This is a genomic window from Arthrobacter glycogeni (assembly GCF_054510815.1).
In genome coordinates this window covers 105634-118902 of record NZ_JBTNDV010000013.1, presented here as the reverse complement: position 1 = coordinate 118902, position 13269 = coordinate 105634, and the positions used below count along the sequence as shown (strand labels likewise).

14 protein-coding genes and 2 pseudogenes are annotated in these 13269 nt (G+C 64.2%); 8 read left to right on the top strand and 8 right to left on the bottom strand.

The genetic code is table 11. From position 1 onward, the window contains the following. Nucleotides 1–306 (bottom strand): annotated as a pseudogene (locus ACX80G_RS14130) (HNH endonuclease); the annotation flags it as partial. A gap of 219 nt (nucleotides 307–525) precedes the next feature. Here ACX80G_RS14130 and ACX80G_RS14125 point away from each other — a divergent pair. The 8 genes from ACX80G_RS14125 (at nucleotide 526) to ACX80G_RS14090 (ending at nucleotide 8227) form a co-directional block, all read left to right on the top strand. After that, a complete protein-coding gene (locus ACX80G_RS14125; protein ID WP_459308358.1) occupies nucleotides 526–795 on the top strand; it encodes a hypothetical protein in 270 nt (89 codons plus the stop codon). 1100 nt (nucleotides 796–1895) lie between these two features. Next, a complete protein-coding gene (gene dnaK / locus ACX80G_RS14120) occupies nucleotides 1896–3794 on the top strand; it encodes a molecular chaperone DnaK (RefSeq protein ID WP_459308357.1) in 1899 nt (632 codons plus the stop codon). A gap of 2 nt (nucleotides 3795–3796) precedes the next feature. Beyond that, nucleotides 3797–4510 (top strand): nucleotide exchange factor GrpE, encoded by a 714-nt coding sequence (locus tag ACX80G_RS14115; protein WP_459308355.1) that lies wholly within the window; start codon nucleotides 3797–3799, stop codon nucleotides 4508–4510. A gap of 165 nt (nucleotides 4511–4675) precedes the next feature. Beyond that, a complete protein-coding gene (locus tag ACX80G_RS14110; RefSeq protein ID WP_459308354.1) occupies nucleotides 4676–5677 on the top strand; it encodes a DnaJ C-terminal domain-containing protein in 1002 nt (333 codons plus the stop codon). A 29-nt stretch (nucleotides 5678–5706) separates the two neighbouring features. Beyond that, on the top strand, nucleotides 5707–6120 hold the full coding sequence (locus ACX80G_RS14105; RefSeq protein WP_459308353.1) for a heat shock protein transcriptional repressor HspR: 414 nt from the start codon (nucleotides 5707–5709) through the stop codon (nucleotides 6118–6120). A gap of 62 nt (nucleotides 6121–6182) precedes the next feature. Further along, on the top strand, nucleotides 6183–6782 hold the full coding sequence (locus ACX80G_RS14100) for a hypothetical protein (RefSeq protein ID WP_459308351.1): 600 nt from the start codon (nucleotides 6183–6185) through the stop codon (nucleotides 6780–6782). A gap of 20 nt (nucleotides 6783–6802) precedes the next feature. Next, nucleotides 6803–7486, top strand: coding sequence for a PspA/IM30 family protein (locus ACX80G_RS14095; protein WP_459308349.1), 684 nt, complete (start codon nucleotides 6803–6805; stop codon nucleotides 7484–7486). A gap of 60 nt (nucleotides 7487–7546) precedes the next feature. Then, complete coding sequence (locus ACX80G_RS14090; RefSeq protein ID WP_459308348.1) at nucleotides 7547–8227, top strand: SDR family NAD(P)-dependent oxidoreductase; 681 nt, start codon at nucleotides 7547–7549, stop codon at nucleotides 8225–8227. A gap of 64 nt (nucleotides 8228–8291) precedes the next feature. Here ACX80G_RS14090 and ACX80G_RS14085 read toward each other — a convergent pair whose 3' ends face one another. The 7 genes and pseudogenes from ACX80G_RS14085 to trmB all read right to left on the bottom strand — a co-directional run bounded on the left by ACX80G_RS14085 (nucleotide 8292) and on the right by trmB (nucleotide 13243). After that, nucleotides 8292–9062, bottom strand: coding sequence for an ABC transporter permease (locus tag ACX80G_RS14085; RefSeq protein WP_459308346.1), 771 nt, complete (start codon nucleotides 9060–9062; stop codon nucleotides 8292–8294). Continuing rightward, nucleotides 9059–9247 carry a hypothetical protein gene (locus ACX80G_RS14080; protein ID WP_459308345.1) on the bottom strand — a complete coding sequence of 63 codons (189 nt, stop codon included), beginning with the start codon at nucleotides 9245–9247 and terminating at the stop codon, nucleotides 9059–9061. The genes ACX80G_RS14085 and ACX80G_RS14080 overlap by 4 nt, the downstream gene beginning before the upstream one ends. Before the next feature lie 229 nt (nucleotides 9248–9476). Beyond that, nucleotides 9477–9869: pseudogene (locus ACX80G_RS14075) on the bottom strand (ATP-binding cassette domain-containing protein); the annotation flags it as partial. 151 nt (nucleotides 9870–10020) lie between these two features. Then, a complete protein-coding gene (locus tag ACX80G_RS14070; protein ID WP_459308343.1) occupies nucleotides 10021–10317 on the bottom strand; it encodes a transcriptional regulator in 297 nt (98 codons plus the stop codon). Beyond that, nucleotides 10310–10960, bottom strand: a complete 651-nt coding sequence (locus tag ACX80G_RS14065) for a hypothetical protein (protein WP_459308342.1) — start codon at nucleotides 10958–10960, stop codon at nucleotides 10310–10312. Before ACX80G_RS14065 ends, ACX80G_RS14070 begins: the two co-directional genes overlap by 8 nt. 75 nt (nucleotides 10961–11035) lie before the next feature. Continuing rightward, nucleotides 11036–12187 (bottom strand): MFS transporter, encoded by a 1152-nt coding sequence (locus tag ACX80G_RS14060; RefSeq protein ID WP_459308364.1) that lies wholly within the window; start codon nucleotides 12185–12187, stop codon nucleotides 11036–11038. A gap of 171 nt (nucleotides 12188–12358) precedes the next feature. Beyond that, nucleotides 12359–13243, bottom strand: coding sequence for a tRNA (guanosine(46)-N7)-methyltransferase TrmB (gene trmB / locus ACX80G_RS14055; protein ID WP_459308341.1), 885 nt, complete (start codon nucleotides 13241–13243; stop codon nucleotides 12359–12361). Between the last annotated feature and the right edge of the window lie 26 nt (nucleotides 13244–13269).

Genomic DNA, 13269 nt, shown 5'->3' with positions numbered 1-13269 from the left:
TCCCAGATCCTTAATCAGGTCCAGGGTCCGCCCCGCATCCAGGCCGACCACCGCCGCCACAGCCACCCCGCCCACCAACACCGGCCGATCAGCTGACGCTTCCCGATCAGCCGCCGGGGCGGTCCACACCGCGCCGACGCCCAACGGACCCCCAGGACCATACCCACCAGACGCCCCGCCAGACGTCCCCGAAGAACCGCCCGAAGCGCCCGCGGCAGTATCCGCAGACCCGTTAGTGGAGCCGGAGTCCGCGCCGGATTCGGGAACGAATCCCTTTCCGGTAGGAGAAGCTGTACTGCTTTTCATACCTTCATTCCATCATCGGGCACTGACAAAATAAGGTCCGCAGGAGGGCATCCGGAAAAGAATTTTGAACTATTTTTCGTGGCCCGGTCACAGCCCACAGGGGGCGTGCACGAAACCCCACAACCCACCCGCTGAGGCGTTAGATCGGGCGACTCACAAGATCACCCACCAGACCTCACGGTTCTGCGAAAGGGAAGGGGTTGGCGTGACGGTCTAGATATGCTCGATACAGCTGAATCAGTAGAGGCCACAATCGGTCGCATCACAGACTCCACTGTTCAGCACGACGACGTTCAAGATACAGACCTGACTTTGAAAGCCAGGCACCGGGCCATGTGGGCGTTGGGCGACTATCCGGCATTGGCCGCCGAAATCATTCCCGACCTTGGCACCGTGCTCGTTGACGCCGCGTGGGTGCAGCCAGGAGACCGGGTCCTCGACGTTGCCGCCAGAACGGGCAATGCGCCAATTCGCGCTGCCCAGACCTGAGCAGTTCTCAATCGCCGCACCCGAGGGAACGTTCGATCAGTTTGTTCGCTCGCTGGATCCCGGGGAGGAAACGTTCGACCGGGCGCTCACCGACCAATGCGTCTTGGTGATACCCGATGCGTCGTTGGAAACGCGACGGTTCCTCAAGGATCTCCCTGACTGCCAACATGGACGCGCTTGAGCCGAGCCTGCCAGTGTTTGAGGCCGCAATGGAGCAGCAAACGGATCGCTGCCGCGTTGACCTAGGTATTTCCCAAGGCGTGCAGTAGACACTCAAACAAGAGGAGTCGATGGTACCGAGACCGCCACCTGCGCCTCTGGATGCCGGGCATGTAACGGCATACTGAACGGAGCCACCCGACGCCCCTAAAGACGGTGGCTCCGTTTGGGGGAGCCCCTGCGGTCTCAGCCCGGGCTCAGCCCCAGCCACGCCTGTTCTATTGTTGCCGAACCGGGCACAGTGCGCCCGTGAGCGCCGTCAACGGTCGCTTCTGGAAGCGACCCCGCTTCACCTCACCCGAGGCAGCTCGGCAATTCGGCTGTGCTACTGATAGCCGTGCTATCGGGACCTCGGGTGGAACCTCCGGCGAGTTCTGCGGCGGTCGCAAACCGTGAAGCCATCGCGATGCCAATCCCGGGCTCCGCCGCGAAGTCCCGCGCGTCACTCTGCAGCAATCCAGAGACACACCGGATCGGTGAAGAGCCCTCTGCGCAAGCATGAGAGCGTTCGAGCCGGGCCGACCTGCCCCGAACGGGATAGCTACCAATTCGGTGTCGGCGAGAGCGGTGATTTAGGTCATTCGTGACGCCGATGCTGTCAATACCCCGCGCGGATCTGCCACGTGGCTTCCCGCAACCAATATGTGGCCCGTTCTCTCACGGCTGAACCGTCGCAAATTGGGCCAGATCCGCGCCATTCCGCTTTCGCAACGTCGACAGGCGTTGAAGTTGAGCGAAGGTGACTCAACTTCAATTTGACTCTCCATCAAGCCTGAGTACAGTTGAGTGAAGAACGCTCAAGCCTCGGTCGTCGACAGAAGATTCGGGGAATCCAGGGGCTGGGCGCTCCCCTCACTACGGGCTGTTGAAAGGAAATACGCATGTCACGTGCAGTAGGTATTGACCTCGGAACCACCAACTCAGTGGTTTCCGTACTCGAAGGTGGCGAGCCCACCGTTATCGCCAACGCTGAAGGCGCACGGACTACGCCCTCGATCGTTGCGTTCTCCAAGGGCGGCGAAGTACTGGTCGGCGAGATCGCCAAGCGCCAGGCCGTCAACAACATTGACCGCACCATCGCCTCCGTCAAGCGCCATATGGGCACCGACTGGAGCGTAAAGGTCGACGACAAAAACTACACGCCGCAGGAAATCTCTGCGCGTATCCTGCAGAAGCTGAAGACCGACGCCGAGAGCTACCTGGGCGAAAAGGTGACCGACGCCGTCGTCACCGTCCCCGCCTACTTCAACGACGCCGAGCGTCAGGCCACCAAGGAGGCCGGCGAGATTGCCGGCCTGAACGTGCTGCGCATTGTCAACGAGCCAACCGCTGCCGCACTGGCGTACGGCCTGGACAAGGGTAAGGAAGATGAGCTCATCCTCGTCTTCGACCTGGGCGGTGGCACTTTCGATGTGTCCCTCCTCGAGGTTGGTAAGGATGAAGACGACTTCTCCACCATTCAGGTGCGCTCCACCTCCGGTGATAACCGGCTCGGCGGCGACGACTGGGATCAGCGCGTCGTGGATTACCTGCTATCCCAGGCCAAGGCCAAGGGCGTTGACCTGTCCAAGGACAAGATCGCGCTGCAGCGTCTGAAGGAAGCGGCAGAGCAGGCCAAGAAGGAACTCTCCTCGGCGAGCTCCACCAACATCTCCCTGCAGTACCTCTCGGTGACGCCTGACGGCCCCGTCCACCTGGACGAGCACCTGTCACGCGCCAAATTCCAGGACCTCACCAAGGATCTGTTGGACCGCACCAAGAAGCCTTTCAATGACGTCATCGCAGAAGCCGGTATCAAGGTTGCCGACATTGACCACATCGTGCTCGTGGGCGGCTCAACCCGCATGCCGGCCGTCGTTGAACTGGTCAAGCAGCTGGCGGGCGGGAAGGAGCCCAACAAGGGCGTCAACCCCGATGAGGTAGTCGCCGTCGGCGCCGCACTCCAGGCCGGCGTGCTGAAGGGCGAGCGCAAGGACGTGCTGCTCATCGACGTCACCCCCCTGTCCCTCGGGATTGAGACCAAGGGCGGCATGATGACCAAGCTGATCGAGCGCAACACGGCCATTCCCACCAAGCGCAGCGAAACCTTCACCACCGCTGATGACAACCAGCCATCGGTAGCCATCCAGGTCTTCCAGGGCGAGCGCGAGTTCACCCGGGACAACAAGCCACTGGGTACCTTCGAGCTGACCGGTATCGCACCAGCGCCCCGCGGCGTGCCCCAGGTTGAGGTCACTTTCGACCTCGACGCCAACGGCATCGTCCACGTGTCCGCCAAGGACAAGGGCACCGGCGCCGAGCAGTCGATGACCATCACCGGCGGCACCGCGCTGTCGAAGGAAGACATCGACCGCATGGTCCGCGAAGCTGAAGAGCACGCGGCCGAGGACAAGGAACGGCGTGAAGCAGCTGACACCCGCAACGGTGCCGAGCAACTGGCCTATTCCGTCGACAAGCTGATCTCAGACAACTCGGACAAGCTGCCCGAGGACGTCAAAACCGAGGTTCAGGCCGACGTCGACGACCTCAAGAAGGCACTGGAAGCCAACCCCGAGGAAGCCGGATCGGTTGACGCGGTCAAGGCAGCGTTTGAGAAGCTTCAGACGTCGCAGTCCAAGCTCGGCGAAGCTATCTACGCAGCTGCCCAGCAGGACGCGGCGGCGCCGGGCGCCGACGCCCCTCAGGACGGGACGACGCCTGACGCCGGCCCGGCCTCGAACGACGAGGACATTGTCGACGCCGAGGTAGTCGACGAAGACGACACCACCGAAAAGAAGTAGTCATGCCGCACCACGGAAACGAAGAAGAGCACCAGTCTGAACCGGTCAACTTCCGTAACAACCGGAAAATTGATCCTGAGACAGGTAAGGTCCGTGGGCAGCACCAGGACGACGACGGCGCACAGGCTGGTCCCACTGATCAGCCCGTGACACCGGACTCCGTCCAGGATCCAGTTGATGAAGCCAACGTCGACGCCGGGGAGCAGCTTGCCGACGGCAGCGATGCACTGGCTCAGGCCGAGGCGATCCTCAACGGGATTGACGGTGAAGGGTTCACCCAGCCCGCCGCCGAATCGGCCTCCGCATTGGAAGCCGAGCTGCGCACGGACCTGCAACGCCTGTCGGCCGAGTACGTCAACTACCGGAAGCGGGTCGAACGTGACCGGGATGTCGCCCGGGATATGGCGGTAATCGGGGTCCTGAATTCCCTGATGCCCGTGCTCGACGACATCGACGCTGCCCGCCAGCATGGCGACCTGACCGACGGACCTTTCGCCGCGATCTCCACGAAACTGGAGAACGCGCTGAAGACCTACGGCTTGACCCGGATCGACGAGACCGGCGTGGAGTTCGACCCGAATATCCACGAAGCCTTGATCCAGCAGCCCAGCGCCGACGTGCAGTTCGACAGCGTCAACCAGATTCTGCGGGCAGGCTACAAGAAGGGCGACCGAGTCCTTCGCGCAGCCCAGGTTATCGTCGCAGTACCTGAGTGATCGCCGAAAGGTGACACTTGCAGCTGGGCGGGGGCCTTGTAAGGGCCTTTAATATTCCTAAGGCCGTCCGCGGCCGCAGGAATTTCGTTGGCCCGTCAAGGCTTCCGTCCCGCTGCGCAACCGACTTTACGAACACCGCACACCGAGAGACTAAGGGGACACCAATTGGCCAGTCAGGATTGGGTGGACAAGGATTTCTATAAGATCCTCGGTGTCCCCAAAGATGCTTCCGGCGCCGATATCAAGAAGTCGTACCGGAAGCTGGCACGCAAACATCACCCGGACCAGAACCAGGCAACCGGCGGCTCGGACAAGATGTTCAAGGACATCTCCGAGGCCTACTCGGTGCTATCCGATCCTGAGGACCGCCAGCAGTACGATGCCATCCGAGCCATGGGTGGCGGCGCACGCTTCACTGCTGGGGGAACCAGCGGAGGGCCTGGTGGCGCCGGCTTCGAGGATATTTTCGGCAACCTCTTCGGCCAAGGCTCTGGACGGCCCAGCCCTGGCCGCCAACGCGCCGGTAGCGGAGGAGCCAGCTACAACAACCTTCCCCCCGAGTTCGCGGACCTGTTCGGGCAGGGTGGTGGCGGCGGATTCGGCGGGTACCAGCCCACCCCGCGCAAGGGCGCCGACCGAACGGCAACCACCAACATTTCTTTCGCCGGTTCCATCAACGGCACCACCATCGGGTTGCGTGAGCCGTCCGGCGAGGTGATTGACGTCCGTGTCCCTGCTGGAATCAAGGATGGCCAGAAGGTTCGTGTTCGTGGCAAAGGGCAGGCTGGCGCGGCCGGAAACGGGGACCTGATGGTCAGCGTCAGCGTCAAATCGCACCCGTACTTCCAGCGCGATGGCGACAACATTCGCGTTCACGTCCCGGTGTCCTTCCCGGAGGCAGCGCTTGGAGCGCAAATCGATGTTCCGACGCTCACCGGAGACACAGTCAAGGTCAAAGTTCCGGCCGGAACGCCGTCTGGGCGCACCCTGCGCGTCAAGGGTCGTGGCGTTTCGACACCCAAGGTGTCGGGTGACCTGCTGGTGACCATCGACGTCGTCGTCCCCCAGAACCTCAACAAGGACGCCGAAGCGGCTGTCGAGGCGTTCGCCGCCGCGACATCGGACGCCGACCCGCGTGCCGGTCTCGCCGCCAAGGCGAAACTCTAAAGCCAAAACCGCTGCGAGAGGAGGTCACGATGCCCATTGATGCAACCTTGCCTATTTACGTGATCTCCGTCGCCGCGGAACTGGCCGACATGCACCCGCAAACCCTCCGCCAATACGACCGGCTAGGTCTGGTGACGCCCAGCAGGGCGCCCGGCCGTGCCCGGCGCTATTCGCAGCGGGACGTGACCACCCTTCGCGAGGTACAGCGGCTCTCGCAGGAGGGCGTGTCATTGGAAGGCATTCGTCGAATCCTGCAGCTCGAGAACCAGGTGGCAGCGCTGCAGCACCGGGTGCAGGAGCTCTCCGACGAGTTGGCGTCCCGCCGTCGTCAGCCCGACTCCAGCAGGGTCTTCGCTGCGGGGCTAGCGGGCGACGTCGTCACCCTCGCCCGCGGGAAGCGTCCCCGCCCCCGAAGTCAGGCGATGGTGGTGTGGCGGCCGTGATGCCGGTGCCGCGAGCTGGCGTCCCGCTGGAAACCCGCGCGGTTACGGTGCAGACTGGGGGTATGCCTCAACAGTCCTCCGACGCCGGTGATTTCGGCGAAATGATCCAGCTGCTGCTCCTGATCGGCGGGGCGACGCTGGTGGTGATTGGCTTGGGCATGGCGTTTGCCACCTGGATGATTGTCCGGCGGCTGCGCCGGACCGGCGTCGTGCAGCGCAGCTTTTCGAATGGCGTGCTGACAGCTCGTTCGTACGCGGTCGACGACGGCGTCCGGCGGATCGCGCGGCTCCGCCTAGAGCTGCGGCGCTCGGGTCAGGCGACCCGGCGGGCCTTGGATGCCGCAGCGGGGAGCGGGGGGCCAATTGGTGAACTTCCCATCGTGGCTGAAGACCTTTTCCGGGCCGCGCGTGTGCTCGAGGATCAGCTGCGAATGGCCGAACGCGAACCCGACCGGCAGCTCAAACGTGACCTGGCTGGCCGGATCGGTGAGCAGGTCCAGTCGTACGGCACCTTGTCGGCTGACCTCCGCCGGTCCCTGATGCAGGCCGGCCAGCCCACGGGCGCCAACGAAATCCAGCGGGCCAGCACCCACCTGACGCGCGAGATCAATGTGCTGCAGGCGTGGAGCAAGTCCTACGGCACACGCGACCAGATCCAGTAGAGGCTGAGGGGACCACCATCATGTCAATTGGCCGCCGCATTTCCCGCATCGTCCGCGCCAACCGCACGGCGGCGAAGGAGAAGCCCACCGACCCGATCCAGACAGTCGACGAAGCGCACCGCCAGCAACTCGATCTGGTGGACAAGGCGCGCCGCAGCGTCGCAGACCTGACCGCCAACCGTCACCGCCTCGAACTGCTCGCAGGAGAAGCACGCGCCGAACTCAATCAACTTGAGCGAGCCGCGTCCGACGCTGTCAATGCCGGCGACGACGACGCCGCCCGCGCTGCCCTGCGACGCAGCATGGCCGCCTCAAAGCGGCTCGAAACGTTCACCCGCCAGCGTGACGGGCTTGATGCGCAGGTGCGCCAGCTCGACTCGAACCTTCAACGGCTCGAAACCCGGGTAGAGGATAACGGCATCCGCTACCAGACGCTCAAGGCCCGCCACGGCGCGGCGCAGGCCGAACTCGGGATGCAGGATGCGCTCGCCGGATCCGGGCAGGCGGCTGCGGGCGCCGAAGCCGCGGCACGGCGGGCCGAGTTGGAAGCCCGCCGGGTGCAGGCCCAGGCCGCGGCCCGTGACGAGCTGTCCTGGTCCGACCCCAACTCCAGCCGGGTCGAGGAAGCCTTCGAGGAGCTGGAGGCCAGCTCGGCGGCCGACCGGGAGCTGGAGCGGCTGAAGAACCGTCGCCCGAGCGACTAGTTCCCGTGTCACGGAGGGCCACACCGCTCGCGCGGCTGCGCCGTGGGTAGACTCGGCGACATGACAACAATCAGTGGCGGGCATTTCTTGGTAGTCGGAGCGACGGGGGTGCTCGGCGCTGCGATGGCGCGGCAGTTAGTTGCTGCTGGCGCGCAGGTTACCCTCTCTGGACGATCCACCGCAAAGCTTGGCAGCCTTGCCGAGGAGCTTGGGGCTTCCGTAGCCGGAACCATTGCGGCCGATCTCACCCATCCCGGAGCGCCAGCCGACATAGCTGAGGCGTGCGGGGAAATTGACGGCCTGGTCTATGCAGCCGGTGTGGTCGCATTTGGTCACGTGGCGGAGCTCGACGACGAAACGCTGGATGAGCTTCTTATGGTGAACCTCATGGCTTACATCAGGCTGATCCGGGCGATAGTGCCGCAGCTGCGACGGGATGCGGTGGTCGCCCAGATCAGCGCGGTCGTGGCCGAGAGCCCCACCGCTGGAATGGCCGCCTATTCCGCCAGTAAGGCCGCCCTGAGCGCATTCGGGAAAGCTCTGGCCCTCGAAACCCGGCGGCAGGGCATCCGGGTACTCGATGTCCGGCCGCCGCACACGGAGACCGGGCTGGTCGGCCGGGCAATTGCGGGGTCTGCCCCACGTCTGCCCCAGGGGAAGGATCCCGAAGCTGTTGCGGCCCGGATCCTGACAGCAATTGTCGACGGCGAGAAGGATCTGCCGGCATCGGCATTCAGCTAGCCATTCTTGGGACGACGACAGTCGGGCCCTACCGGAACCGTCGTCCCTGATCCCGCCGGTTGGCCTATAGTGCCAACGCGCCGAGCACCACGGTCCACGCGGTGATGGTCAGGAGTGACAGCGGTTCAATGACGTGACCGGTGAACACCTGAACCGAGATGTCCCGTGCGGCCCGGGGCGGCAGGAACAACGAGAAAGTGTTGAGCCAACCCGGGAAGAGGAACGGCGGCAGCAACATTCCCCCGGCGAAGGCGAGCGGGAAGAAGACCACCTGCGTGACGGCAATCGCTACCTTCGATGTGCAGAGATACCCGATGAACAGGCCGAGGGCCAGAAATGGTAATCCGCAGAGCAGCCACACCCCGATCGAGACCGGAACCCGCCACCAGGACAGCGGGCCGCCCGTAAACGCGTCGGGTGCCGCGGTGAGCGTGGCGCCCAGAATCAGGACCGGGATCAGGGCGATGAAGGCAAACAGCATGGCGGTCAGTGCCCGGGCTATGGTCGCTGGGAGCGGTCCGGCCGGAAGTGTCCGAAGATAGCTGCTCCACGGGTTCGCCCGTTCTTCAGCGACGCCGATTCCATAGTTGAAGAGGAACGCGCTCATCACGCCGAACAGCGCCAGCTGCGCCACTGCGGTCAGGGACGCGATGGGATCCTCGATGGTGGTTGCCTGCGGAATGACGAAGAAAAGTAGTGCCAGGGCAGGAAAGATGGTCGACGAAATCACCGCCACCGGAATCCGGAGTTGCTCCAGGATCTGGGCTTTGGTGTGAGCCCGGATCAGGGTTATCTGCGAGGGTGCTCCGGCCCGTGGGCATGACATCTCTGTCATGACTGCTCCTGACTGATAGTACGGGCGCCCTGCTGGTTCCCGGTCAGCGCCCTGAAGGCTTCCTCAAGGCTGGCTGTATGCACTTCGAGGGACCGGACATCGAGGTTTTCCAGCACGAGCGCCCTCACCGTGGCGTCCCCATCCGTGGTGGTGATGGTGACGCGGCCGTCGTCGTGCGTCGCCACGCCCACGGTCCGCCAAGCGTTTGAACGACGACGCCGGCAACCCGGTACGGAAGGAGACTTTGCTGAGCGCGACGTGACTGCGGATGTCGTCCACAGTGCCATCGGCGACTACCGCCCCTTTGTCGATCACGACCACTCGCCCGGCAAGTGCCTGGATTTCCTCGAGGTAGTGGCTGGTGATCAGCAGTGTCCCGCCGGACCGCTGGTAATCGCGCAGGAGCCGCCACAGACTTTCCCGGGCCTCGACGTCCAGCCCGGTGGTTGGCTCGTCGAGGATCACCAGCGCGGGGCGCCCCACCAGGGCAAGCGCAACCAGCAGGCGCCGCTGCTGTCCACCGGACAAACCACCGCACTGGTTGGCGGCCATCGTGGACAGGCCGAAGTTGTCCAGGAGTTCGGCGGTGGGTACCGGATCCGGATAGTGGGCGGCGACAAAGTCAACGGTCTCGCTGACCCTCAGGGTCTGGGGCACTGACGTGGCTTGCGGTGTCGATCCGAGGCTTAACCGGGATGCCGAGTCCCGCGGGTTACCTCCGAACAGGCGCACCTCGCCGGAATCGACCCGGCGGAGGCCGCAGAGCAGGCTGATCAGGGTGGACTTGCCGGCTCCGTTGGGCCCCAGTAGCCCTACGGCTTCGCCGGAGCGGATGTCGAGGCTGACGCCGTCCAGTGCCGTGATTCCGCCGAATCGTTTGACGACGTCCGACGCTGAAGCAAGGATAGGCGCGGCGGGGGGGTGTGGTGGGGGCAGTCATGGCAGCTCCGGTCGACGGTCAGGACAGCCCCGCGAGGAGATCCCGCAGAGCCTTTCGATAGTCTGCGAAGGCGGCCTTGCCCTTCGGGGTGATCGCCACGAAGGTGGCGGGCGTGCGGCCCTCGATGGTCTTGGTGACCTCCACATACCCGGCGTTCTCAAGCTTGCGCAGGTGGGTGGAAAGATTCCCGGCGGTCATATCCAGGATTTTGCGGAGCTTGGTGAACGCGATGCGATCCCGTTCCCCCACCTCGTTGAGGGTGGTGATGGCCCTCAACCGTGCCTCGGCGTGAATGATCGGGTCAAGATCAGGCATGGGTCTCCTGCCGTTGCTGACGGCGGCGTAAGGTTTCCACCAGGGCGGCAACAAAGAACCCACCGGACCCCAAAATGAAGAACACCGTGAGGTAGTGGGTTGACCCACTCAACAGCGCCACCATGTTAATCACCAGGAACCAGATGCCCATGATGGACTGCGTTTTGTCGTTGAAGGTGGTTCCGCCGGTGATGTAGAGGAGGCCCACGATCAGAATGGCGATGCTATTGATGAGCATCCCGCGCACCCAGAAGTCATCGACGACGTTGGCGATGATCCCGCTCAGCGTCCCCATGACGAGGAATCCCAGCGCCCAGGCGACCCCATACATCCCGCCAACAAACGAAGAGTGTCCCCGAATACCACGGCTGTAGCGGCCAGCAATGACAATAGTGATCACGACGGCGATCAGAACCGCTGCCCCGAGGACGCCGAGTGCCGGTCCATAGGCGAGGGGAAGCCACCCGAACCGCGCACCATGCAGGGTGCCGAAACCGAGCAGCCATGCAAGCCCCCACACCAGATACAGTAGGGCCTCATTGCCCCGGAGTTCACGGCGCGCAGTGGCTTGAGCACTGTGCACCACGCGTAGGGCGTTGTGCAGATCGAGAGGCTGCTCGCCGTCGGTCGCAGGTGTAGTCATTGTGGTTCCCCATTTCCTATGTGTCGTTATGCAAACCAGTTTGCGCACAAGGGGCTGTAGGAGATACGTGCCAGACTAATCGTCTGGCACGCTGCGGAGGGTGGCTATCGCGATCATCCCCGCGGTGAGTGCAAGCCCTGACGCAAAGAAGACCACCCCGGTCCAGCCGGCCCCGACAAAGAAGAAGCCTCCAACCCAGCCGATCAGACTGGACCCGGCGTAGTAAAAAAAGTTGTACAGGCTAGACGCCTGGGCGCGACCCACGTCGGCGAGCCTCGGCGTCCAGCCGGCGGCCACCGAATGGACCGTGAAGAATCCGCCGGTAAAGGTCACCAAGCCCACAACGATCAGGGGGAGGGAATCGGACAGGGTCATCAGCAGGCCCACCACGATGACCGGAATCCCCGCCAGCATGACCCGCAGCCGGCCAAAGCGGCCGGTGAGGGTTCCTGCCACCCTGGAAGTGACTGTCCCTGCAAGGTAGGCGAGGAACAGGAGGCTGATCACCGCTCCCGGGAGGCCGAACGGCGGCAGTTCAAGGCGGAAACCTAGATAGTTGTAGACCGCGACGAATCCACCCATCAGCAGGAAGCCCTGCGCATACAAACCGAGTTGGCGAGCCGACCGGAGGTTGTGGACAATTCGCTCCGACAGCCTGGGGTCAACGTCCCGGACCGCCGGAACAAATCCGCGCGGTGCGGGCGCGAGCCAGACAAACGCCACTGCCGCGAGCGCTGCCATCAGGCTCGCCACCAGGACGCCGGCCCGCCAATCGAACAGGTCCGCCACCGGCCCCGCGACCAGCCGACCAGACAGCCCCCCGATGGTTGTCCCCGCGACATAGGTCCCGGCAGCGACGGCGGCGTGCAGCCGCTGCACCTCCTCGTTAAGGTAGACCAGGGCGATGGCGGGGATTCCGCCCAGCGCCGCACCTTCCAGGAAGCGCAGCACCAGCATCAGCTCGAAGGTAGGAGCCAGTGGCACCAGCAGGCCGAAAACGACGGCGGCGCTGATCGCCCAGGTCATGACGCGCTTTCGGCCAGCCCGGTCAGCCACCCAGGACCAGGGGATCACCGCCAGGGCCAGCCCGATCGTCGCAGCCGACACCGTCAGCGCTGCGTCCGCCGCGGAGATCGCGAAGTCGTCGGTGATGCTCGTCAGGACGCTCTGCACGGCATAGAGCTGGGAGAAGGTCGCCACCCCAGCGAAGAACAAGGCCCAAAGCATCCGGTTGTACGCCCGGCTGCCCTTGGGGTGACCATCCCACGTTCCCGGTGGGTTCACCGGAGGTCTCCCCGTGCAGGTCTGCTCAGGTTCCGAAGCGCCCGCCTGAGTGTCGCCACCGACGCGCCGTCACTCAGGCGGGCGCGCTCGGAGAAGGTGTGCAAACCTGTCCGCCTAGTTCCGGCGATAGGTCAGATCGAAGATCATCCGGCCGGCTTCGTGGGCCTTGTTTTCGAAACTGGTGAGAATCCTGCCGTCAAAGCGGGGGGCCCACCCACCGCGGGCGTCGACGCCCTCGTTGATGCCGGTGTTTCCGGTGCTGACAGGGTCCTTGCCCTCCCGTACGGGGGCTCCACCGACCACCAGTTCCACCCCGCTCTCCCACACCTGGGTGAGAGGACTGTCCGCGCCGGTGCGCTCGTTGTCGTGCACGTTAACGAACTGCTCCGAGCCGTCCAGGACGTCCCGCATCTGCACGGCATAGTCCGACCAGTCGGTCGCCAGCCGCCAAAGGCCACCCGGCGCCAGGGCCCGGGCAGCGGTCTCGGCAAAGTCGGCTTTTACCAGGCGACGCTTCCGGTGACGGGTCTTGTGCCAGGGGTCGGGGAAGAACACCCAGAGTTCACTGACGGATCCCGGCGGCAGCATGGTGGCGAGTGCTTCGGCAGCGTTCGCCTGCGCGATCCGGACGTTGGTGAGACCCTTTTGCTCGATCCGCAGCAGGGTCTGGGCGAGGCCCGGTTTATAGACTTCGAGCGCCAGAAAGTTGAAATCCGGCTGTAGTTCGGCGGCGTGGGTAATCGCCTCGCCCAGGCCTGACCCCACCTCGACGACGAGAGGGGCATCCCGATTAAACTCGGCGGCGGCGTCGAACTGGTACTCGGGATCCACCGAGGTGTCGGCCATCGTGTTGCGCGGCACCTCAACCACAAACCCATCCAGTTCCGCCCACGCCTGCCGCCGTCGGCCCTGCAGACGGGAGCCCCTCCGCACGAAGGAAACCGGCTGGGACAGGTGCGGTTCGGCTGGGGGAGTGGGGGCTGCTGGGTGAGTACTCATTGGTCTAAGCGTATCCAAGCCAACGA